The 21,182-nt window shown below is 61.6% G+C and carries 22 protein-coding genes; 10 read left to right on the forward strand and 12 right to left on the reverse strand.

Translation table 11 applies throughout. The annotated features are described in order from the left end of the window. Positions 1-4: 4 nt before the first annotated feature. The 10 genes from NJ75_RS23545 to NJ75_RS21460 form a co-directional block, all read right to left on the reverse strand. Complete coding sequence (locus NJ75_RS23545) at positions 5-583, reverse strand: TrbI F-type domain-containing protein (RefSeq protein ID WP_052242729.1); 579 nt, start codon at positions 581-583, stop codon at positions 5-7. Then, positions 576-938, reverse strand: a complete 363-nt coding sequence (locus NJ75_RS21420) for a hypothetical protein (protein WP_052242730.1) — start codon at positions 936-938, stop codon at positions 576-578. Before NJ75_RS21420 ends, NJ75_RS23545 begins: the two co-directional genes overlap by 8 nt. Then, positions 935-3,520, reverse strand: a complete 2,586-nt coding sequence (gene traC, locus NJ75_RS21425; protein WP_039337984.1) for a type IV secretion system protein TraC — start codon at positions 3,518-3,520, stop codon at positions 935-937. The genes NJ75_RS21420 and traC overlap by 4 nt, the downstream gene beginning before the upstream one ends. A gap of 5 nt (positions 3,521-3,525) precedes the next feature. Then, complete coding sequence (locus tag NJ75_RS25450) at positions 3,526-4,389, reverse strand: TraV family lipoprotein (RefSeq protein ID WP_062780534.1); 864 nt, start codon at positions 4,387-4,389, stop codon at positions 3,526-3,528. Next, entirely contained in the window at positions 4,386-5,291 is a 906-nt protein-coding gene (locus NJ75_RS21435) for a DsbC family protein (RefSeq protein WP_052242732.1), read from the reverse strand. The genes NJ75_RS25450 and NJ75_RS21435 overlap by 4 nt, the downstream gene beginning before the upstream one ends. Positions 5,292-5,305: 14 nt before the next feature. Beyond that, positions 5,306-6,664, reverse strand: coding sequence for a TraB/TrbI/VirB10 family type IV secretion system protein (locus NJ75_RS21440; protein ID WP_039337986.1), 1,359 nt, complete (start codon positions 6,662-6,664; stop codon positions 5,306-5,308). Next, positions 6,664-7,347, reverse strand: a complete 684-nt coding sequence (locus NJ75_RS21445) for a type-F conjugative transfer system secretin TraK (protein WP_236727224.1) — start codon at positions 7,345-7,347, stop codon at positions 6,664-6,666. The genes NJ75_RS21440 and NJ75_RS21445 overlap by 1 nt, the downstream gene beginning before the upstream one ends. A gap of 125 nt (positions 7,348-7,472) precedes the next feature. After that, a complete protein-coding gene (locus NJ75_RS21450; protein WP_039337988.1) occupies positions 7,473-8,045 on the reverse strand; it encodes a type IV conjugative transfer system protein TraE in 573 nt (190 codons plus the stop codon). Between the two features lie 11 nt (positions 8,046-8,056). Continuing rightward, positions 8,057-8,341, reverse strand: a complete 285-nt coding sequence (traL, locus tag NJ75_RS21455; RefSeq protein ID WP_039337990.1) for a type IV conjugative transfer system protein TraL — start codon at positions 8,339-8,341, stop codon at positions 8,057-8,059. A gap of 70 nt (positions 8,342-8,411) precedes the next feature. Further along, a complete protein-coding gene (locus tag NJ75_RS21460) occupies positions 8,412-8,726 on the reverse strand; it encodes a hypothetical protein (RefSeq protein WP_039338020.1) in 315 nt (104 codons plus the stop codon). A gap of 380 nt (positions 8,727-9,106) precedes the next feature. On the opposite strand from NJ75_RS21460, the gene NJ75_RS21470 reads away from it, so the two are divergent. The 3 genes from NJ75_RS21470 to NJ75_RS21475 all read left to right on the forward strand — a co-directional run bounded on the left by NJ75_RS21470 (position 9,107) and on the right by NJ75_RS21475 (position 11,155). Beyond that, complete coding sequence (locus tag NJ75_RS21470; RefSeq protein WP_039337992.1) at positions 9,107-9,619, forward strand: hypothetical protein; 513 nt, start codon at positions 9,107-9,109, stop codon at positions 9,617-9,619. A 25-nt stretch (positions 9,620-9,644) separates the two neighbouring features. Further along, entirely contained in the window at positions 9,645-9,965 is a 321-nt protein-coding gene (locus NJ75_RS24555) for a hypothetical protein (protein WP_156135915.1), read from the forward strand. A 74-nt stretch (positions 9,966-10,039) separates the two neighbouring features. Further along, positions 10,040-11,155 (forward strand): Fic family protein, encoded by a 1,116-nt coding sequence (locus NJ75_RS21475; protein ID WP_039338022.1) that lies wholly within the window; start codon positions 10,040-10,042, stop codon positions 11,153-11,155. A gap of 233 nt (positions 11,156-11,388) precedes the next feature. Here the strand turns inward: NJ75_RS21475 and NJ75_RS21480 are convergent, their stop codons facing one another. Then, positions 11,389-12,330 (reverse strand): LysR family transcriptional regulator, encoded by a 942-nt coding sequence (locus NJ75_RS21480; protein WP_039337993.1) that lies wholly within the window; start codon positions 12,328-12,330, stop codon positions 11,389-11,391. 142 nt (positions 12,331-12,472) lie between these two features. Between NJ75_RS21480 and NJ75_RS21485 the strand changes: the two genes are divergently transcribed. The 4 genes from NJ75_RS21485 to NJ75_RS21500 are packed head-to-tail and all read left to right on the forward strand — an operon-like array spanning position 12,473 to position 17,259. Further along, complete coding sequence (locus NJ75_RS21485; protein ID WP_039337994.1) at positions 12,473-13,300, forward strand: SDR family oxidoreductase; 828 nt, start codon at positions 12,473-12,475, stop codon at positions 13,298-13,300. Positions 13,301-13,324: 24 nt separating this feature from the next. Next, positions 13,325-14,320, forward strand: coding sequence for an aldo/keto reductase (locus NJ75_RS21490; protein ID WP_039337996.1), 996 nt, complete (start codon positions 13,325-13,327; stop codon positions 14,318-14,320). Between the two features lie 42 nt (positions 14,321-14,362). Next, entirely contained in the window at positions 14,363-14,881 is a 519-nt protein-coding gene (locus NJ75_RS21495; protein ID WP_039337997.1) for a (2Fe-2S)-binding protein, read from the forward strand. Continuing rightward, a complete protein-coding gene (locus tag NJ75_RS21500; protein WP_052242733.1) occupies positions 14,878-17,259 on the forward strand; it encodes a xanthine dehydrogenase family protein molybdopterin-binding subunit in 2,382 nt (793 codons plus the stop codon). The genes NJ75_RS21495 and NJ75_RS21500 overlap by 4 nt, the downstream gene beginning before the upstream one ends. A gap of 693 nt (positions 17,260-17,952) precedes the next feature. Here NJ75_RS21500 and NJ75_RS24560 read toward each other — a convergent pair. Beyond that, positions 17,953-18,129, reverse strand: a complete 177-nt coding sequence (locus NJ75_RS24560; protein WP_156484064.1) for a hypothetical protein — start codon at positions 18,127-18,129, stop codon at positions 17,953-17,955. An 815-nt stretch (positions 18,130-18,944) separates the two neighbouring features. Between NJ75_RS24560 and NJ75_RS21510 the strand changes: the two genes are divergently transcribed. The 3 genes from NJ75_RS21510 (at position 18,945) to NJ75_RS21520 (ending at position 20,845) form a co-directional block, all read left to right on the forward strand. Further along, positions 18,945-19,979 carry a sensor histidine kinase gene (locus NJ75_RS21510; protein ID WP_197423759.1) on the forward strand — a complete coding sequence of 345 codons (1,035 nt, stop codon included), beginning with the start codon at positions 18,945-18,947 and terminating at the stop codon, positions 19,977-19,979. Positions 19,980-20,118: 139 nt separating this feature from the next. Next, the gene (locus NJ75_RS21515) at positions 20,119-20,487 is read left to right on the forward strand and encodes a hypothetical protein (protein WP_156135916.1); all 369 of its coding nucleotides are present in this window, start codon (positions 20,119-20,121) and stop codon (positions 20,485-20,487) included. A 31-nt stretch (positions 20,488-20,518) separates the two neighbouring features. Then, a complete protein-coding gene (locus NJ75_RS21520) occupies positions 20,519-20,845 on the forward strand; it encodes a hypothetical protein (protein WP_039338004.1) in 327 nt (108 codons plus the stop codon). Positions 20,846-21,182 lie beyond the last annotated feature (337 nt).

Consider the following 21,182-nt stretch of genomic DNA (forward strand, 5'->3'; position numbering starts at 1 on the left):
GCGTTTAGCGAGCTCTAGCATCGTCAACCTCGCTATCGACAGCGTTACCTTGGACGACGCTTGCGGGGTTGGGCGCCATGACCTGGCGCATTGCGTCGATGACCGAGCTATTGGTACCGGCCTTGGAGCCCGGCGAAGGGACCTTCGCGTAGACTTCCCGGCGCACAGCCATCGTCACATCAGGAACGTTGCCGGCCAGAACGGCCTCGCCGACCAGCACGACCTGCCCGCGCGCGCCTCGCGCTTCGAGATTGCGCTGCACGGCACCCATGAAGGCCTTCGTCTCGGCGGTCACCACATCGGGGGGTGTCTGCGATCTCGCCTGGGCTGCGACATATTCGCCGATGATCGAGGACAATTGCACACGCACCAGCGTCGGCGCTGTCGGGGTGCTGAGCAGTTCACGCGTGACCCAGGCGCCCCACAGTCCGGCTACGACTATAGACCCGATCAGTCCCACCAACTTCCAGTCGACCGAGCGGCGTCGCGCGTGGGCGGCGATGGTCGTCGAAGGCACTGGCGGAGTTTCCGTTTCGAACAAAGGTCCGGGGCTGACCTCCTCGGCCACGCGGCGGTCAACCATGCAACCTCTCCTTGGAAGGTGTTTGCGCGCGCTCTGCATGCCAGCGCGGCAACGATCCGGCGCGCAGCACCGCGAGCCCCAGGAACAGGACCGCGCTCGCGATCCAGAACCGGTCGCGCAAGTGCGCCTGATGTGCGGCCTCGGCCGCAAGATAGCGGCTCGCGAAATTGTCGAGGTGCAGCAACGTGCCGGTCAGTGTGAACTCGCCAAGCACGATGAACAGCCCAAGCCAGATAGCGCCGGTGCAGCAGATGTTGGTGAGCAGCCACCCGGCGAGGCACAGGCCCATGTGGCAGGTGTCCTGGACCTGGACGCAAGATGGAACCAAGCGCGCCAAGGCAGGATGGCGGATCATGCTCCGGTCTCCGCCGCTATTGCGGGTTCCGCGCAATCCGGGAAGGCAACCTGTTCGATCGCATCTGCGAGCGGCACGCCCCGGCCGACCAGCGTTTCGATCGCCGAGAAGACCTTGGGGCTCGAAGAGTAGAGCGTTGCTGAATAGGGATCAAGCACGAGACGGCCGACGGCAAGTGTTTCGGGTCCCTTGATCAGGACGTCGGAGTATTCCGTGCCATTGCGTTTCAGCGAGCGGATCAGCGCCTCGGTGTGCCTGTCCATTTCGAAGCGCTGGTGCCGGGCAAGATCGCTGACCGTCTCCTCCTTCTGCTGGAGCACCACCGACCAGTCGCTGTTCTCGAGCGCGGCCAGCGAGCCTTCCGACTTGTAGAAGTCATTGAGGGACTGTGTCGCTGTGACCAGCGCCCCGCCGTACTTGCGGCAGGTGCGCGCATAGGTCTCGATCGCCTGGCCCATCTGTCCGCCGCCGAGCAGTTGCCAGGCTTCGTCGATCATCGTCAGCTTGGGGACCGAACGGTCGAGATCGCGCATGACGCGCAAGGTCAGGAACATCAGCGCGGTCAGCGCGACCGAGCGCAGCTCGGGTTTCGACGAGAGGTCAGAAAGCTCGAAAACGGTGAGATCTGCCGTCAGGTCAATCGAGCATGATCCGGCAAAGAACCGTCCGTAGGTGCCGCCCGACAGGAACGGTGCCATGGCATCGGCAAGATCGCTCGCGGAAGGAGAGGGCATGGCGCGCAGGGCAGCGGCGATAGCATCGATCGTACCTGCGCGCTTGTGTTCGCTCCACACCCGGCTGACCGCGGAATCGATCAAACCGCGCTCGGTATCGGACAGGCGGTCCTGCTGGCGGGCCATCTGCCCGACGATGGACTTCAGCATGGCAAGGCACTCGACTTCGTAGTCCTCGCCATCGGCATCGCTTTCGAGCGCCTGCGCATCGATCATGTCGAAGGGATTGAGCGAAAAGCCCGACGACAGGCGAAACTCGACGAAGGCGCCGCCGAAGGCCTTGGCCATGTGCTCGAAGGAGCGCCCATCATCAATGACGATGACCTTGGCGCCGGCACCGGCAAGTGCAGCGCAGACGTCTTGGAGGAAGACCGACTTGCCCGAGCCAGACTTCCCGAACACCGCGACATTGTGATTGCCGGCCGCATTCTGGAACGGCGACCAGAAGAACGGTTGGCCGCGCCGTCCCACCAGCAGCATGTGCGGGATCGGACCGCCGACATGCTCGCCCTGGAGCGGTGCGATTGCTGCTGCGGTATTGCTCAGCATCGTGCGCAGACGCTTCATCCGCCTGAGATCGCCCGACAGGCCATTGGGAAGCGTGAGCGGCATGGCCGCCAGCAGAGCCATCGTCTGCAAGTAGCGCTCTTCGACGAGGTCCCAGCCTGCCGCCTTGTAGACCGATTTGAGAAGGCGTTCGTTGGCATCGCCTTTGCCGAGCGGCGACAGTGCGCCAACGGAATAGCAGGCCTGGACGAGCTTGCGCCCTTCGCGCAATTCCGCCTGGACCTGCTGCCACTCGTCGCGCTGCTGCGCCAGTTGCGGCAGGAAACGCGCGGAGCGAGAGTCGGCAAGGCTGGTGGTGCGCAGCACCTTGAAGCCGGCCCGCGAAGCCGTTGCTTCCTCATCGGACAGGACGAACCCGAGAACTGTGAGCACGTTGCAGCCGAAGCGCAGCTTGTCGTTGAGCACGTCGCCAATCAGCTTCTGGACATCCCACGGTGCCCATTGCCGCGGCATTTGCCGGACCGAAAAGAAGCGCCAGTCGAAGGCTTCGGGTTCGCTGGTCGGCTGCAAGGTGTGCCCCGAAGCTGGCCCGCTTGCTTGGCCGTTTCGCCCGTCGCGGCTGACCTTGAGCACGATACGGTCGGGTGAGATTTCGGTGATGAGGTCGCGTCGCAGACATTGCTGGTGGATGGGGTCGAGTGGAGAGTAGAGGTCTGCGCTCTCGGCATTGTCTATGCCCGGAACGAGGAGATCGTTCAGAAACGCGATCAACTCGGCAGGGGCAATGTCGCGGTACGGAATGCTGAGGGCCTGCAAGGTCCCGCCTAGGCTTTCGCGAACGCTCGCAAGGTCCTTTGCAGTCAGTGAAGACCCCAGCGATGCGCCGATGCTGACGAGAACGCGATGCTGGCGCAGGCAAAACGGGGCATCACGCGACAGCGAGGTCCAGGCCGCACGCCTCAGGTAGTGGGCGCGATGCTGTGCCGCGCGGCCATAGACGCCTTTGGCGAGCACCCTTGGCATTACCCAGTCGGCAATGCGCACGCCGGCCGCAGGGCTCTGCCAATGGATGATCTGCACTTCGCAGCCTGCCGGCAGACCGTCTGAAAGGAACTGGGTGAAAATTTCGCCGGTGCGCTCGTCCGCCCCGACCATCGGCGCAAGCTCGAGAATGAAACCCATGCTTGCCGTATTGATGAACAGCCGGGTCTCGGGGTCATAACTGCGATAGGGCAGCCAGTCCGAGAGCATCGGCATACCGGTTGATTGCGGCGCAACATCAGCCCGCGCCCCCTCGCCGAAGACGAGATCGAGAAAACGGTTCCATGCGCTGGTCGACATGACGATCAATCCACTTCTGGCGTTGAGAATGACGCAGGCGGATTTGCGGCTAAGGGCATCCCGGGTCTTGCTGAGATTGTCGCGGAGGATTCGGGCGGGCGTCCCTTCTCCGATGGCGTGGAAGCCCCTGCGCGCGGTCCATCTGCTTGTGGCTGCACCGTGGTTGGCGGTTTGCGCGTTGTGGCAAGGCGCTCTGCGACCTGGGCCCGGATAGCATCGATTGTGAGAGGGCTGGTCGGCGGCGCCCCTCCGGGGCTCACTGGTCCTTCGATCTTGTCCAAAGCCGGCGCTGAAAGCGATTGGTCCGATATGGATGTTTCTGGCGGGTCAGGTGCTGGAGTGGCGGGTAAATCCTCATCCTGGCTCGGGTACGTTCCGGCTAGGGGCGCCAGAGAACCGTCCGTCAGTTCGATCCAGCCACCCCGATCGACAACGGTGTGAACGACGCGGGCTTCGTGCAGGTTGCCTGCATCATCGACATAGGCCGGGAAGACCAGGCGCAAGGTCCGAGTTTCGCGGTGGAGCAGATTGTCGCGGACGCGTGCCGGACTTTTAAACTGCCCTCCCTGCGAACTGCGCGATACCGACCGAAACGTCTCTGCCCTTGCCTTGGCCTGGCTGAAGCCAATCGGTTGCTGGGACCCTGAAACCTCAGGCCGGGCACCTTCGATCAGGGCCAGGGCCTGGTCGTCGATCAGCGTGGAGGGCGCACAGGTCCCCCCCGGGGCGCTGCAGATAAAGTTCCCCTTGACGTTATCGCCAAGCAGCACGCCGCAGGATGACAGGGCGGCGCTGGATAGCAGGACCATGACCGAGCGGGCGCTGGGAATGGACTGGAACACGCAAAGCATGTGCAATTGGAGGCTCATGAGCGCCCCCCCTTGATCCAGTTCTCGAGAAACGCCCGTGGGCGGAAACCCTCGATCACCGCACCATCGCTGCGAACCAGGACGGGGGTTCCGGCGATGCCCTGTTCCCGTGCGAAGCGCTCATTGGCATCGAGCGCCGAGGTATTGCAGGGCTTGGCCTGCTCGATAGCCATTCCGGCATAAGCGGCCTTGATCGCCCGGGCCCGATCGCGTGCGCAGAACACCTGGTTCGCTAGCGCGCGGCTGCCAAGGATCGAGATCGGCCGCTCGATGACCCGCACATTCATCGTCTCGAGCGTCTGCGACAGCGAGCGGCAATAACCACAGCGGAAATCGCTGAAGACAGTGACGGTCGGGCCTGCAGGGTTGCCCCAGACAATGCCGCCAGCGGCGGGCAGTCCGGCAAGGGACATTGTCCGGGGCGCCCCGCTCGCGGCCTGAGCGGGGGCGCCGCGTTCGGGATTGGGGTCATCGGATGCCAGGTCGGTGCCATGCCCACTGCCCTTGGTGGCGGCGGCCCCGAGCAGGAGATCCGGGTTCACTTCCAGTAACCGTGCTGCCGTCAGGTCCCGGTGCGTTTCCATGTCGTAGACCCGGCCGACCAGCAGATATTGGCCAGAGCGATCGACATAGAACAGCTGCGATCCTGCGGTCACTTCGCAAAGACCATCGACCAAAGTGCAGTTGACCTTGGTAACGGGCGTACGTGGCAGGCGTTGTCCGAGGGCATGCCTGACCCGCATCTCTATGTCGGCGGTCTGGTCCGCGCTTGGCGAGCCAGCCTCGGCCCAGACCAGCGAAGTGCCACTGCCGACAAGAATTGCGGTGAGCGGCAGCAGGATCCTGACCGCCGGCGCAGCAATTCTGGTGCGCGCAATTCTGGTGGTAGCGTCTGCGAACATGGGTTGCGGCCTCCTCAGCCCTGGATGAACACGCCTTCGAGAAACACGATTTCGACATCGATGCCGGTCGGCATCTCGATCACGGGCTGGTACTGCTCGGCCCGCTCGATCAGGTACTTCGAGACCATGTCGCCAGAAGTCGCGACGCCCTCGCCGATCCCGCCCTGCAGGATGTCTCCGGTGCCGAGCTTCTGCCGCTCGCCATTGACATTGACCGTGCTGCCAGTGAGCAGAGAGCTGCTGTTGGCAGCAAAGCCTCGGCCAAAGCCTCCAGCGAGGCCTGCCAGGAACGCCTGACCGACGAGCGCACCTTCGCGGCTCACCACGCGGCCACGCACGCCGGTCTTCCCGCCAAACGCGATAAAGCCCTTGACGTCCGACACCGCATAGCGACCGCCCTTTTGGGGGCAGGTCATGCGCTGGAGTTTGACGTAGACCTTTTCCGAGGAGAGGTCGCCGCGCGCCGCGCCGTTGACCAGGCAGCCGCTGATCTCGGTCTTGAGCAGACGTCCCCGGTCATAGACCGAGCGCGCCGGGCCGGTGATGCGCAGGACAACCGGGAGCGGATCGGTCTCGCTGCGCACCCCGGCATTGGCATCGACGCCGACAATGACCCGGGCTACCGCAATGGAATTGGGCGGCAAGTAGTTGGCACTGTCGGTATAGACGGTGTTGCCCTTGGGCACCGGAGATCCGGTTCCCGGGGCGCCTTCCCCGAACGTGACCAGGCTGACCTCGCTCTTGCGCTGCGGACCGAACCCGGCGGCCGCGGCCGCTGCTTCGCCTGCTGGCGTCGTCCCACTCGGGGCAAACGAGGCGGCGCCCGGCCCGTACAGGCTTCCGGGAACTGCTGGCGCAGTTACCGGAGACTGGCGCGCCGCGTCGAGCGCCGCGCGTAACTGATCGTTCTCGGCCTGATAGGCCGACAGGATTCGCTGCGTGTCCGCCGAAACGGCACTTCCATTGCCCTCCCCTGCTCCGTCCGCCAGTTGCTGTTCCAGCTGGTCTGCACGCTCGGCGCGGGCACCAAGCGTGCGCAATTCCGTCTCGATCGCGGCAATCTGTGCTTCGGATTGCGCTCGCCACTCCTTCTCGGCCATGTTGCCGTTGACCATCTCGTCAACCGACACGCCGGAGGCCAGAGCGTCAGGTGACGCACCGTCCGGAGAGTCCTCGCCCGAGAAAATGTAGAGTGATCCTGCCACCAGCGCGAACAGGCCGATGCCGGTAAAGCGCAAGGCCTGCTTGCGCCGCTCGGCTTCGTTGATCGCATTGGCATCGCCGAGCGGGGAGACATCGCCCGGGGTCGTGTCGGCTGTTGCCGCGCCATCGAGCGCACGCTGCTTCTTTCGAAAAAGACCGGCGAGCTTCATCAGCGTGCTCCCGCTTTCTGGATGAGGTAGACCGCCGAACTCGCGTTCGCGGCGAGGTCGCTGACCGGAGCCATGAAGGCGACGGCGCCGCGGGCCGAGAGGACCTGCTCGTCGATCCTGATAACCTCGCGTGACGTGTTGCGGACGCGAAGGACCAAGCCACGCAGGTCCTCTCCGCGATATTGTCCGATCTGCTGGACTTCGAGCTTGCCGATCCGCACCGGCGCCAGCACATCGGCTACCTGCTCGAAGCCTTCGAGGGCTTCGCCGCGGTACATCGCCTGGACGAGCCGCGTCGCCTCCTCCTCGGGCGATACCGATCCTACGGTCTGACGCGCTTCCTCCGCCTGGATGGCGCTATTGGCAACGAACAGCTGCTCGGCTTCATCTCCCCTGACGTCGCAGACGAACTTGTAGACGTAGCCCTTGCGGGTCGTGCCGAAGAACGAGAGCTTCGGCTTCCCATAACCGTCCGGGACCGAGAGGTAGATGTCACCACGCGTGGGTTCGTTGACGATCTTGAAGTCGTCGTCGGCGTTTCCCGTGGAGATCTTCGATACCGAAGCGAACTGGTCGCCGGCAAGACTGATCCGGGTGAGGTCCTTGGCCGAGGCGACGCAGCCAATCGTGCCATTGTCTGCCGCGAGTACGGACTGGTCGGCAACGGCCGGGCTTGCTGCCATGCACATGTAGATCAACACAGTCCCCGACAAGCGCGCGCGGAAGGCTGCTCTGGACGGCGGGATCCGTGGCGTGCTGGTGGGAACAGCGGAGTGAGCGGCAGTGCGGTGCGTGGAAGGCGCGCGCATCATGCGTCCTCGCCTTGCTTCTGGTCGGGCTGTACCTGGCCAAAGGCAACCAAGCGAAGCGACACCCCGCTGTAGGTCCACACGAACCGGAACGTCCGTGCCTCCGCGCTCACTTCCTTGGAGCCGGCGACAGTGTGCAAGGTTCCGTTGACCTCGCTGGTGAGGCTCGCAGGATCCACCGTGAGCTGCTCCATCGTGAAATACTGCGAGACGCTCGAGCCGCTCTGGTCGGTCACGACCTTGAGCAGTTCCGCCTTCATGCGCCCGTGTGCCTTGGGGTCGGTCAGGGCCAGGACCGCGTCCATCCAGTACTGGAGATTGGACGGCGAGCGGTTGAGCATGAGCAAGGCCGCGTCGCGGGTTACAAGCTCGAGATAATCGCGACTGACTTTGCCCGAAGTGATGGTCAGCGGTCGCGACAGGACGGGCTGGAGGACGATCTCGCGGCTCTGTCCGGCTGCTGCAAAGGCCAGCAGCAGCGACGCTGCGAACAAGCCGAGCGAGCTCGCGGCAAGCAGGTTGCGCTGTTTGAGCAGGCGCTGCGACTGCTGGTGGGTTATCGCAAGATCCATGGTCCGCTGCCTCACCCTGCCATGATGCGAAGATGTGAGGGTGGCGTGGCCTTGAGCCCGATGAAGGCGCCCGGCAGATGCCAGTAGGCCGTGTGAACAATCCACGACACCGCCCTACCTGCCTTCAACTTGCGCAATCCCCACCAGGCCAGCACGCTCATCATGAGACCGATCAGAATATGTTGGGACAGGATTCCCCAGGCGAAGGGGACGATCAGGCCAAGGAACTCGTCGAGAGTCCAAAATCCGATCAGTTCCGGATCGTCGAGGTGCTGAGGCACGATGTAGCTGTGCATGGTCACGTCGCCACCCTCCGGCTGTAGCTGTCACGTCCCGAGGGGTTCGCGAGCCAGAGCCGATCGGAGTTCAGATGGTTGCGGTGATCGCGGCGGTCACGATCGGCACGCCGGTGCCGACGCCCACGCCCACGCCGACAGGTATCGCGATCTGCGCGAGGCTGAAGCGCCCGGCGGCGAGGCCGACGACGCCGCCCGCCAGACTGAGAACGGTGATGATCTTACCGCCCGAGCCCTGGAGGAAGCCGGTGAACTTGAGCAGGGCCGTGTTGAATGTCTGATCGTTGCCGGCCATGGCCATCTCGTTTCCGAGGCCGGCGGCAATGGCCACGATCGCTGCGCCCTGGAGGAGGACCGTGCCCTTTCCTTTCCAACTGCTTGTCATTGGTCTTTGGCTCCATTCGTGAAAGGTCGCCGCGTTGTCCGCAGGCGAATTCACGAAGCGTTCACGATGGGCCGAGAGCAATGGGAAAGGCGCCGGCTGATGGCAGAATTCCAGGAAGTGGGGACGCGCTGCGCGCGATCTTGCGTAACTTGGAGTCGGGGATTGCGGCGGTGGGGGACGGAGATTCCCGAGATCAGGGATTCCAGGACCAAGATCGGAAAATGCTGATCCCGGTTCTTGGCACCAATTTGCCGAGTGGCGAGTCGCGCTTGGTACGCACCGTGCCGAAGGGTTTGGCATTCAATGCAGAGAGATAAGCCGATTATAATGTTGACCGTAAAAGGCTGGATATGATGCCATGCGATCAAAGGGGAACTTCGATGCTGCATGGGGCCATGACACCAGAGACGGTCTTCAACTCGTCCTCTGTCATACGGAACGTGGATGCCGTAGGAGTTGCTGAACCGGAAACCGAGCAGTCACGTTACAAGCGCCTGATCAACGCCGAGCTTGCCCGCCAGGCTATCCCCCTGGCGCATATGGCGGACAGGCTTGGACTTCTTCGGACCAAGTTGCACAAGGTGCTTCGCCAAGGCGCATTTTTGACCGAGGAGCTTCGCGATCAACTCTTCGCGCAACTCGGGATCGACCATACCCGCGCGACGATTGCGGTCTCCTTGTTGAAAAGCGAAGCGGTCTATCACGATCAAGCAGTTTTCCTGGCTGCCGAAGCGCTGAAAGGGCTGTACTGCGAAGCCGCATCGGGCAGACGGGGCGCAATTCAGGTCGACCTGCGTCCGGCGATTATTCATACCGTGTTAGGCCGCGCTTACGAGATGTTGCTGACACATCAGGAACGGGTGCCGGAGGCTAACCAGACGTTGTTGAGCTGAGGCAGCCCTCAGGACGGACTCAGCAATGCCTTCTGCACCAAATTCAAGTCAGCTGTGTCGGTTCTTTCTGGTGCAGCAGATTCCGCCGTCCATTGCTGCCGTTCCGGGCAAAGAATTGTCCGGCGGCACTTGCCGTAGGTTCAGGAGGCCTTCGCGCTCATTGATCGTTCGGGGACTGGGTGCTGGCCGTCGGCCCCATGACGGCCAGATCAAGAAACGTGAGCGTCCAACCGAATCCTCTCGCCATCTGGATGTGGATTTTGCCAGTGGGTTTGATGATCGCCTACGAACATCAGTAAAGTTTGATGTGAGCGAAACCGTGTTCTGCGATCATCAAGTGATGTAACTGTCGATAGACGATCAACAAGCGGCGAGCGTGTGATTCGCTCGCCAGTCCATGATGGTCTGACGGAGACGCCATTGCCTATTGCCTATCACGAAGGACGATTTCCGCCAGCCGCGCTTGATCTTGGCGCACTTTTTCCGCTGGTTGGACCTGCAAATGCCGCGATTGCACGGTATGAGGGTGTCCTCGCAGGCATTCCAAATCCCGATATCCTGCTGTCACCTCTAACCGCCCGCGAAGCTGTGCTGTCCAGCAAGATCGAGGGAACGCAGGTGACGTTGGGTGAAGTCCTGGAGTTTGAAGCCCAGGGCCATCTGTTTGACGAGAGCACACCGAAGAAGGCCGACGCGCGCGAAGTGCTGAACTACCGCGCCGCCCTGCGCGAGGCAGAAAGTCTGATGAAACAACTTCCGCTATCGCAGCGGCTGATAAAAGCCACTCATCGTGTGCTAATGGATGGCGTTCGCGGCCGCAACAAAGATCCCGGCGAATACCGCCGCATCCCGAATTGGATCGGGCCAGAAGGCTGTACCATTGAACAGGCGCGCTTTGTGCCACCCGGTGCTGACTGCCTCGACGGCGCAATGGCAGACTGGGAAGCCTATATTCACGCCGACGCGCCAGACCGACTGGTGCAACTAGCCATCGTCCATGCCGAGTTTGAGTCGATCCATCCGTTTCTTGACGGGAATGGGCGCATCGGGCGGCTGATCATCCCGCTGTTCCTCTACGCCCACGGGTTACTCTCGCGGCCGAACTTCTATCTTTCGGAATATCTCGAAGCCAATCGCGACGAATATTACGACCGCATGCTCGCCGTCTCCCGTGACGATGACTGGAGCGGGTGGGCGGCCTTCTTCCTGCGCGGCATAATCACCCAGGCAGATGCCAACACCCAGAAAGCACAGGCGATCCTTGCCCTCCATCAGGACAAGCGAGATTGGGTGGTGGAGATCACCCACTCGCAATATGCGGTCCGCGCCCTCGACTGGATCTTCCAGCGCCCGATCTTCCAAACGCCGGATTTTATAGCCTCGGCCCAAATTCCACCGGCAACGGCGCGAAAGATCATCCGTGACCTACGTGATAATGGCCTTCTGCGCGAACTGGTTCCAGCTTCAGGACGCGCACCGGCGACTTTCGTTTTCTCTGAACTACTCAACATTGCCGAGGGGCGAGAGGCTTTTTGACTGTAAGCGCCCAAACCTCCCGTTGGTGTGGCTCTCAACATCAAGGCAGAAGCCGCCTTGAAAAGCGACGTTCAGCGGGCCGAAGCATGGGGTCGAGAGCGGTCGTTCATTCACGTTTGTAACGCTTCACTCGATTAACGTGATCCAAGCCCACCTGTCATTCCGTTGAGCTTCTCATTAGCAAAATAGCCAAGGGCGAAACTTGGCGAATGTGGCATCACTTGGCCCATCTTTTACATACGCGTCCTTGTTTGCTCGCGACGCTGCGAGCCTTCTTGCCGAGCCCTCGCACGCAACTCCTCCAGCAGCACGCGAAACGCAGGCGAGAGATTGCGCCGATCAGGATAATACAGGTGATGGCCGGCAAAAGGCGGGCACCAGTCTGCAAGCAAGCGCACCAGTCGCCCAGATGCAAGGTGTGCGCGCAGGTCGTCATCTTCGATCACACAGGCGAGGCCATGACCAGCCAGTGCCGCCTCGATTGCCAGAGCGCTGTCATTGACGATCACACTCCCCTCCACGCGCACGTTCAGCGTCTGCCCCGCCTTTTCGAACTCCCACGCATAGAGATTGCCGCGGGTCGCCATGCGCAAGTTGATGCAGCGGTGCGCAATCAGGTCACGTGGCGTTTTCGGCGGCGCATGCTTTGCAAGGTAGTCGGGCGCACCGATCACGGCCATGCGCAGGTCCGGGCCTATGCGCACCGCGATCATGTCCTTTTCCAGGCTCTCGCCCAAGCGCACACCGGCATCGAACCTGTCCGCCACGATGTTGGTCAAAGCACCATCGATCGACAGTTCGATCTGAATCTCGGGATAGCGGGCCAGCACCGCGTCGACTGCCGGCCACAAGACCGTTTGCGCGGCGTGACGGCTGGTGGTGATGCGAACCATGCCCGAGGGACGCTCGCGTAGCTGGGCCAGCGAGGCGAGCTGCTGCCGGATGTCGCCCAGTGCTGGCCGCAGGGTGCCAAGCAATTGCTCTCCAGCTTCGGTCGGGCTCACGCTGCGCGTTGTGCGCGCAAGCAGCTTGATGTCGAGATGGGTTTCCAACCGGCGCACGGCATTGCTGATCGCAGATTGCGACGTTCCCAACCTCGCCGCCGCACGGCTGAAGCTGCGCTCCTCGGCGACGACCAGAAACGTCGACAGATCGCCCAGCTCATCGCGCATCATTTATCTCGTTTCGATATAGGTTCATGCAGAAAGACACGTCTAATCGGCAATAATCACTTGGTCTATGCTCCTCTCCAAGATGCAATGCCGTTGGCGGCAAGTCGCGCGGATGAATGCCGGTCTCGAGCAGGAAGAGTGATCTATGGACGTTGTAGTAATCATCGGCGCGGGCGGTATCGGCGAGGCAATCGCACGTAGGCAGGGGTTGGGCCGCATGCTGCTGCTGGCAGATTGCAACGCGGCCGTCCTCGATGCCGCCGCACAGCGCCTCGCCGATGCTGGCTATCAGGTGCAAACACAGCCGGTAGACACCACCCTGCGCGTCTCGGTTAAAGCGCTGGCCACGTGCGCAGCCGCCCTTGGCCCGGTCGTCCAGGTCGTCAACACCGCTGGTGTATCACCCAACCTGGCTGGGCCCGAGCGGGTGCTTGAAGTCGACCTATACGGCTCGGCTCTGGTGTTCGAGGTGTTCGAAAGCGTGATTGCACCCGGCGGGGCGGGCTTGCTCGTCTCGAGCATGGCCGGCCACATGCTGCCCCAGCTTCCAGCTGATCAGGAACAGGCACTGGCCTTCACGCCCGTCGATGACCTGCTTGCCTTGCCGTTCCTCGGGCGTGAGTCCGTGCCGGATTCGATGGTCGCCTATTGCCTCGCCAAGCGCGCCAACGCGCTGCGGGTGCGGGCGGCGGCATTGTCATGGGGCAGCCGGGGCGCGCGGGTCAATGCGATCAGTCCCGGCATCGTGGTGACCCCGCTCGCGCGCCACGAACTTTCATCCCCGATCGGCGATGGCTACCGGGCGATGGTCGATGCGTCGCCTGCCGGCCGGATGGCGCCGCCTGAAGAGATCGCGCTCGCCTGCGCATGGCTGCTTGGACCGGATGCCGGCTTCGTGACCGGCACCGATCTGCTGATCGATGGCGGCGTCATCGCCGCAATGTTTGCGGGCAAGATCCGGTTGCCCGGTTGAACCTCATTCTCAAGGAGTTGAGCTATGCATAATCGCACTCTGGGCCAATCTGGCCTGTCCGTTTCCGCCCTCGGCTATGGCTGCATGGGCATCGACTTCGGCTACAGCAGCAAGCTGTCGCGCGCTGATGGCATTGCCATGATCCGCGCAGCCTTCGAACGTGGCGTCACGTTCTTCGACACTGCCGAAGTCTATGGCCCTTGGACCAACGAGGACATGGTCGGCGAAGCGCTTGGACCGTTCCGCGACGAAGTCGTGATCGCGACCAAGTTCGGCTTTGATATCGACCCCGACAGTGGCGCAATGCGCGGCGTAGACAGCCGCCCCGAACAGATCCGCCGCGTCTGCGATGCCTCGCTCAAGCGGTTGCGTGTCGATGCGATCGATCTGTTCTACCAGCACCGCGTCGATCCCAAGGTGCCAATCGAGGACGTGGCGGGCACCGTGCGGGACCTGATCGCAGAGGGCAAGGTCAGGCACTTCGGCATGTCGGAGCCGGGCGCGGCCACGGTGCGGCGCGCCCACGCGGTGCAGCCCGTGGCGGCGCTGCAGAACGAATACTCGCTGTGGACGCGGCAGGTAGAGACAAACGGCATTCTCGATGCCTGCCACGAACTCGGCATCGGTCTCGTGCCCTATTCGCCGCTCGGCAAAGGCTTCCTTGCTGGCGGTATCGCCAGCGCCGAGCAGGTGGCGGAAGGTGACTTCCGCGGCACCCTGCCACGCTTCCAGGCAGAAGCCTTCGCCCACAACCTGAAGTTGCTGGACCTTGTGAAGAAGATCGCGGCCGACCGGGGCGCGACCCCTGCGCAGATCGCGCTCGCATGGCTCTTGGCCAAAGCGCCCTTCATCGTGCCGATCCCTGGCACGACCAAGCTGCATCGGCTCGAGGAAAACCTTGGCGCAGCAGACATTGCCCTCTCGCCTAAGGATCTTGCCGAGATCGAAGCTCTCCTGGCGACCGTAAGCGTGGAAGGAGCGCGCTACACTCCTGCTGGTGAGGCAGCGACTGGTCTTTGACAGGCTCTAATTCTGGCAGGCAAATGGAAAGGCAGTAGCGACATGAGCACCATCGTGGTCAATGGTCAGCAGCGTGAGGTCAAGGCATCGCCTGACACCCCGCTCCTCTACGTCCTGCGCAATGAACTGGGAGTCATGGGGGTCAAATTTGGATGCGGACTTGCCCAATGCGGCGCTTGTTCGGTCTTGTTGGGCGATGAGGAAGTGCGTGCTTGCGTGACCCCTATTTCGGCGCTGGACGGCAAACCGGTGACCACCGTGGACGGCCTCCCCCAACGTTGGGCCAGTCAGAAGGGCAAATTGTCCGCAGACACGCTTCATCCAGTGCAGCAAGCGTGGATCGACGAACAGGTGCCTCAGTGCGGGATCTGCCAGTTCGGGATGATGATCAAGGTCACCGAACTGCTTGAGGCCAATCCCAAGCCGTCTGATCAGGACATTCGCGACGCTCTGACCACTTCAGGCCCGTCGCCGCACCTGTGCCGCTGCGGAAGTTATGCCGCGATACTCGAGGGCGTTCACCGTGCGGCACAGCTCATGGCGCAAGGAGCAGCGGAATGACCGAGACGCCAGGCAAGTACTCAACCGCCATCGTCTACGACATGAGCGTGCACGGTGCCCGGCTGACTGGCGTGAGCCGGCGGGGCGTCCTGGCTGCAGGAGGCGCGCTGGCCGCTGTCTTTGCCATGACGGGCCGAGGCGCCATGGCACAGGCGGCAAGCGCTCTGACCCGCACGCAGACGCGCTCAGCAGCCACTGTTCAGGGCTGGATCGAAATCCGCGCCGACAACACCGTCCTGCTGCGCACCGGCAAGTGTGACTTCGGGCAAAGCACGGTCTACACCGCCTATCGCCAGATCGTGGCAGAGGAACTGTGCGTTCCGCTGGATGCCATGACCGAAGTGGTCTCGGGCGACACCGATCGCACGCCCGACGGCGGCGGCACCTTCGGATTGCTTCGCTACGGTCAGAACCTGCGCAAGGTCGCAGCGCTGATGCGCGAGGCTTCGCTTGAACTTGCCGAGAGGCGGCTTGCGGTGCCACGCGCCAGCCTGACGGTTCGTGATGGCCTGATCTCCGGTGAAAACAAGAAGATCAGCTACGGCGACCTGCTGAAGGGCGAAGACCTGCAACTGGTCATCCCAATTGCCGGTGACCTGACCATGCCCACGGGCCTGCGCGTTGATGCCGATCCGCCGCTGAAGCCAGTGAAGGACTACACGATCATCGGCAAGCCGGTGCTCAACCCTTCGATCGCACCCAAGGTTGCGGGCAAGACCGTGTGGGTAGGCGACGTGACATTGCCCGGAATGCTCCATGCCCGCACGATCCACCCGGCAACGCTGGGATCGACGCTGATCGCACCGGGCAAGCTGGATCACTCGCAGTTCCCCGGCGCACGACTGGTGAGGATCGGCAACCTGCTTGCCGTTGTATCTCCCGACGAATGGGAGGCGGTTCAGGCTGCACAGTCGGTCGCAGACGGTAGCGGGTGGTCAAAGTGGGAAGGACTGCCCAGCAACGAGCGCCTGGAAGACCATCTGCGAACGCTGGCGGCTGAAGACCCCACACCGGTACGAGATGGTCGCGCGAACAAGGGCGAGGCTTCGTCGGTCAAGGCAACGCGCGAACTTCGGGCCAGCTATCTGATGCCATACCAGAAACACGCCCCGATCAGCCCGATGGTCAGCCTTGCCGACTATCGCGAGGACGGTTCGGTTTGGCTTCACACCCATAGCCAGAATCCCCAGCACTTGCGACGGATGATTGCACTGATGCTGGGCAGCAATGAAGACAAGGTGGTGGTGCGCACCTATCCGGGCGCGGGGCACTATGGCCGCTCCAACGGCGGCAGCGCCGGAAGCGAAGACGAGGCGGTCCTGCTCTCGCGCGAATTGCGCCGGCCTGTGCGTGTGCAATGGATGCGCGCTGACGACATGCAATGGTCGACGCAATCACCGGCGATGATCTCGGACATCCGCATCGCTCTTGATGATGCCGGAAAGATCTCTGCCTATGAAGCATCGCACACAGGGCCAGGGATGCAGGACGATCGCCTAGTCGGCGCGTTGCTGGCAGGCATGCCGGCTATCCCCGCACCCTCGTCTGACACGACTTACGGCTTCCAGAGCACGGTCCTGACCGTCAACGACACTTGGGTCTACGGCGCAGTGCCTGCAGTGCACGAACAAGCCAAGGGAGGCGCGCATCCCGGCCAGACCGGAGCCAGCAGCATGGTGGGCTTGCGCAGCCATTCCATGCGCACCCCCATTCAATTCCAGCAGAATTGCCCGCGCGAGATTGCGATCAGTGAAGCGGCGATGCTGGCAGGCAAGGACCCGCTCCAGTTCAGGCTCGACCATGTCAGCGACCCGCGTTTCGTGGCCATCCTTGAGCGGTTGCGCACCGAAGCGAAGTGGGAGAACCGCCCATCGCCCTCACCGCAGGCCAGAAGCCAGGGCAGCGATCCGGTCAGGGGGCAAGGCGTTTCAATCATGCTGCGCGACAACGGCTACTGGGCCTGCGCTGCACAGGTGACGGTCATTCCCGCAAGCGGCGAAGTCAGGGTCGAGCGCATGACGATCGTTGCCGACGTGGGCATCGTGATCAACCCGCTCCAGCTGCGCCGACAGATCCAGGCTGGGTGCCTGATGGGTGTAAGCCAGGCTCTACATGAGGAATTGAGCTTCGATAAGGGCGCGGTGACAGCAACGGACTGGTCTGGCTACCCCATCCTCACGATGGCTGAGAAGCCGGAACTGCAGGTTGTGATCACCGACAATTCCAGCGTCGGCACCTACGGCCAAGGCTCCGAGAGTGCCAACGCTCTCGCCTCGCCCGCCATCGCCGCAGCGGTCATGGACGCAACCGGGAAGCCGATACGACAGATGCCTCTGAAGCCCGAGCATGTGCGGGTAGCAATGGTGCATGCTGCTTAACTGTTCGGGAAATGGCGATGCACAATGCCTTTGATCAGGAGTCCGAACGTCGCCGGATTACTTTCGGCATTGCTGGCTGAGTGCTTTGGGTTAGGAAGCTGCCGCAGGTGCAAATGGAAACAGAGGCGTGGCAGTTGTCGCCTCGATTCTGGACGTTCGAGCATCAGTTTGTCGTGATCGATTCCTGCCGTTGGTTCATTGGGCTTTTGGGAACGGTGGAAGGCTTGGTCTGGGACAAATCTGCCTTTCAGCGTCGCTTGCGTGAAGGACTGGCTACGCCAAAACCCGTCATCCGTGGAACGGGGTAAGCTACCCCTACAATGGCCGGGTCTGCGGACTGACCGGAAAGGCGGCACCTGTGGAAGCGGGATAGCGGACATTCGCCAGCCGGGATCAACTAGTAGCTCCCAGCCAAGGTTTGCCGGTCAGGCGCGGCACTCGTGATGTTCCCTCACGGTGTCTTCTCCCGCGATTGGATCAACGTTGGATCGATCAAGTCATTGAGGAACAGGGCAACCAGCGCCGAGTGGCTTGAGACGCCCGCCTTGGCGTAAATGCAGGGAAGCTGCGTACACAAGCTGCGACGTGACCTACAAAGTCTCCACCGGGAATTTTGACCACCTGCGCACCCAAGCACTCAAGGCTTCCGATCGCGAAGCCATGTCTTCCGCCGCAACAGTGCAGCGAACGCAGTCAAACTAGCTCACGTTCCGCTTGCACCCGTTCATTGCGGGCGCTGCGGTTGGCCAGAGCTTGCCAGGCGGCCTCGGCGTGCAGGAATTTAGTCCGTTGATTGGCAAGGCCACTCGTTTTCGCCTCATCGGCGCATTGTGCCACGCGTTCGAGGTAGAATTCTGTCAAAGCGCGCATCTGCATTCTCCAATAGGCCAAAGGGGGGGCAAGAACTTGAGCCTCCGAGCATGGCTTGTACCCACAGCGGGACATCGGGACTGTCCAAGCTCTTTCTCATCTTCGCGATCCGGGAGCGATAGTGGGCGACAAGATCAAAGCAGTTTGCAGAAACAGAGGTCTGCGCCTCTATCAGGGCCACCTGATGATGATAAAGTAGCTGATTGAGATCCATGGCGGTGCTCCGTTTTTGCGGGAGCACGGAGGTCTCTCAGCCGGGCCATGCATCGCCCAGCGCCGGTATGCCCAACATGGTGATCAGAGTGGTCGTTTACAAGGAGAGAGCGACTCAACCCAAATGAATAAACAACTCCCCGTGCGTACCAATTCACACGGCGTTTGAGCGGGATAATTCAACAGATATAAGGAAAACGGACCTTCATTGCGTTTTCGCCATTGAGGCTGTTGAACCCGGGGCAATTTCCTGTCGCAGGATCATCTGCTGAACGGAACGATCATTCGCCCTCCAAAATACTCCTTAGCAGAAGCTATATTAGCGGTCGTAGTCTTGGGCCAAGCTCTGGCCCTGATCGTTTTGCTGGCTTGGCTGATTGGCAACCTGGCATCCGGCTGAACTGGCCGAAGAATGGAGGCAGCTGCTCGTACCAGCGTGTCCATCGCACATCACAAGCCAAACAAAGCATTAGTTTTCCAAGGTCGTCTCGTGCTATGACCAGTCTTGACCGACGCTCTGTGGCCACTTGGCCTGCATTTGCGCTGCAATCTCTCAGCCAAGTTTCTGCGCAGCCTCTGCGGCCTTGCGAGGATTCCGGTCAATGGCACCTGCCCAATCACTTTCGATGCATGCCCCGGACGGGTTAGGGCTTGCGATCGTTCTTGCGTCAAGCACGCCGTTGGTGCTGATGGATCCTTCCCTGACGGTAAGAGCGGCCAGCGGATCTTTCTGCACCCTCTTTGATCTCGATCCCAAGGAGGTTTCCGGGCGCAAGCTACTGGATTTGGGGGCGGGGGAGTGGAACCTTCCACGCTTACGCTCCTTGCTGACCACCACAATAGCGGGAAGCGTTGCTATCGAAGCGTACGAACTTGATCTTCAACGCCCAGGACGTTTGCATCATCTCGTGCTGAACGCACAGCGCCTTGCCTATGGGGCGGACCACGAAGTCGGCCTCTTGCTGGCGATTGCGGACGTTTCAGAGTCGCGACTGCTGACTGATCAGAAAGACGATCTCATCAAGCAGAAACAGGTGCTTCTTCAGGAACTTCAGCACAGGGTCGCCAATAGCCTTCAGATCATAGCGAGCGTCCTGATGCTGGGTGCGCGCCGGGTGCAGTCCGAGGAGGCACGTAGTCATCTCAAGGAAGCCCATGAACGGGTCATGGCCGTTGCGCGTTTGCAAAAGCACCTGACCACATCAACAGCGGAAGGGGTGGCCCTGGCAGAATATTTGACGACCCTTTGTGCAAGCATAGGTGCCTCGATGATCCTAGAGCCTGAGCACCTGAAGTTATCGATTGCGGTCGACGATACAGTTTTCAGCGCTGAAGCATCTGTCAGCATGGGACTGATCGTGACCGAACTGGTGATCAATGCGCTCAAGCATGCCTTCCCCGATCACAAAGCTGGGGGCGAAATCCACGTCACCTTCCGCTCCTTGGCCAAAGGCTGGTTGCTTCAAGTGACAGACAATGGGGTCGGCAAGTCACAGGACGCCCCGCCCGGACTCGGGACCAGCATAGTCGAAGCCTTGGCAAAGCAGTTGCAAGCTACGGTCATTGTGACGGCTGCACATCCAGGCACCAGCGTCATGATCAAGCACCTTGCTGCATCGCGCGCCGTAACCTCCTGAGCATGGCACTTCGCGCAGCCACTACCTCGCCGGGGCCCTTGTTTGCTGCGCATTTCAACCCATATTCCAATGACCAGATCCGCATCCATGGGCATGACCTGGCTGAGAGATAGCGTCTCCCGCTCATGTGGAGGCGACTATGCCCAAAACCCCCGGTAAAACTCCACCGTCTTTCTCGGCATTTACGTCTGCGGGTGACGAGGTTCGCGAGTGGCCCGTCACTTCCGATCAGCAGCAGGATAGAGCTTGGAAGAATGACAGGGTGGATGCCGATCACACAAATGACCTTGCTTTGGTCAAGCGCAAAGTTGAGGCGCAGGAGCAGATTTTGCGGGCCTTGATCGGCTTTCTTGCTGATGCTGATCCTGAGGTAATCCTGCAGCTCAAGGCGAGGATCGTACAGAACCGCGCTGCGCGAGCGAACGAGGTTCCGCTAGACAGCGAAAGCCACGAAGATGAAGTCATAAGGCTGGTTGAGCGCGAGTTCAAACGGCGACATTCGCTGTGACGCGATCGTTTTCGAACTCAAGAGGTGTGACATGACGCCGACCGAAGTCCAGGCCCGCGACCAACGCCGCGCCGACGCAACCGTTGAGGAACGGATGGTTCTCGCCCTTGAGGACATTGCCCACCAGCTTGCGCTGATCGGTGCGAGCCTTTGCAGCAAACCCGATGATCAGCGTGAAGCAGATTTTGCCAAGAGCGAAATTGGTGCGTGGGAGAACGAAGGCGGAGAGCTGCGCCCTGATTCCGATCCTAGCGAAGGTATCAAAAGAACATTCACCGAAACCTTCACGGTGGGTCCCTACAGATACACTGCTCTGGCCGATGCAATCGCGCAACGCAGAAGGGATGTTCTCGAATGATCGGAGGCCCTGTGGACGGGGATGGTTTGTCCGCCTGTTAGCTCGAGCTAACGTTCGGCGATTACTTCGACGACGGGGGTTTGGTTAAGGCCGAGTCTTTCGACACTGTGCGGCCTTAACGAAGGACCGGTTTGATTGGGGCGACCGCCGGCGCTGAGTGACCGGCATTGCGGCGACAGCGATCAACGGATCGCGGCGCGCAGAATGGCCGGTTTTGGTGTTACCTGACGTTCCCCGTGCAACGTCGGAACGGCTTAAAGTGTGAAGGGTTTCGGGCGCTTGCGTACGAAAGCCTCCAGTGCAGGAACCCGCGGGCCCCACGCGCTGGTCTATGTGT

This window comes from Novosphingobium subterraneum (assembly GCF_000807925.1).
Classification (GTDB): domain Bacteria; phylum Pseudomonadota; class Alphaproteobacteria; order Sphingomonadales; family Sphingomonadaceae; genus Novosphingobium; species Novosphingobium subterraneum.

Bases quoted from the DNA above. Each gene is read 5' to 3' on its own strand.
- NJ75_RS23545 (WP_052242729.1), bottom strand. From the start codon at position 583: ATGGTTGACCGCCGCGTGGCCGAGGAGGTCAGCCCCGGACCTTTGTTC.
- NJ75_RS21420 (WP_052242730.1), bottom strand. From the start codon at position 938: ATGATCCGCCATCCTGCCTTGGCGCGCTTGGTTCCATCTTGCGTCCAG.
- traC (WP_039337984.1), bottom strand. From the start codon at position 3,520: ATGTCGACCAGCGCATGGAACCGTTTTCTCGATCTCGTCTTCGGCGAG.
- NJ75_RS25450 (WP_062780534.1), bottom strand. From the start codon at position 4,389: ATGAGCCTCCAATTGCACATGCTTTGCGTGTTCCAGTCCATTCCCAGC.
- NJ75_RS21435 (WP_052242732.1), bottom strand. From the start codon at position 5,291: ATGTTCGCAGACGCTACCACCAGAATTGCGCGCACCAGAATTGCTGCG.
- NJ75_RS21440 (WP_039337986.1), bottom strand. From the start codon at position 6,664: ATGAAGCTCGCCGGTCTTTTTCGAAAGAAGCAGCGTGCGCTCGATGGC.
- NJ75_RS21445 (WP_236727224.1), bottom strand. From the start codon at position 7,347: ATGGCAGCAAGCCCGGCCGTTGCCGACCAGTCCGTACTCGCGGCAGAC.
- NJ75_RS21450 (WP_039337988.1), bottom strand. From the start codon at position 8,045: ATGGATCTTGCGATAACCCACCAGCAGTCGCAGCGCCTGCTCAAACAG.
- traL (WP_039337990.1), bottom strand. From the start codon at position 8,341: ATGCACAGCTACATCGTGCCTCAGCACCTCGACGATCCGGAACTGATC.
- NJ75_RS21460 (WP_039338020.1), bottom strand. From the start codon at position 8,726: ATGACAAGCAGTTGGAAAGGAAAGGGCACGGTCCTCCTCCAGGGCGCA.
- NJ75_RS21470 (WP_039337992.1), top strand. From the start codon at position 9,107: ATGCTGCATGGGGCCATGACACCAGAGACGGTCTTCAACTCGTCCTCT.
- NJ75_RS24555 (WP_156135915.1), top strand. From the start codon at position 9,645: ATGCCTTCTGCACCAAATTCAAGTCAGCTGTGTCGGTTCTTTCTGGTG.
- NJ75_RS21480 (WP_039337993.1), bottom strand. From the start codon at position 12,330: ATGATGCGCGATGAGCTGGGCGATCTGTCGACGTTTCTGGTCGTCGCC.
- NJ75_RS21485 (WP_039337994.1), top strand. From the start codon at position 12,473: ATGGACGTTGTAGTAATCATCGGCGCGGGCGGTATCGGCGAGGCAATC.
- NJ75_RS21490 (WP_039337996.1), top strand. From the start codon at position 13,325: ATGCATAATCGCACTCTGGGCCAATCTGGCCTGTCCGTTTCCGCCCTC.
- NJ75_RS21495 (WP_039337997.1), top strand. From the start codon at position 14,363: ATGAGCACCATCGTGGTCAATGGTCAGCAGCGTGAGGTCAAGGCATCG.
- NJ75_RS21500 (WP_052242733.1), top strand. From the start codon at position 14,878: ATGACCGAGACGCCAGGCAAGTACTCAACCGCCATCGTCTACGACATG.
- NJ75_RS24560 (WP_156484064.1), bottom strand. From the start codon at position 18,129: ATGCGCGCTTTGACAGAATTCTACCTCGAACGCGTGGCACAATGCGCC.
- NJ75_RS21510 (WP_197423759.1), top strand. From the start codon at position 18,945: ATGGCACCTGCCCAATCACTTTCGATGCATGCCCCGGACGGGTTAGGG.
- NJ75_RS21515 (WP_156135916.1), top strand. From the start codon at position 20,119: ATGCCCAAAACCCCCGGTAAAACTCCACCGTCTTTCTCGGCATTTACG.
- NJ75_RS21520 (WP_039338004.1), top strand. From the start codon at position 20,519: ATGACGCCGACCGAAGTCCAGGCCCGCGACCAACGCCGCGCCGACGCA.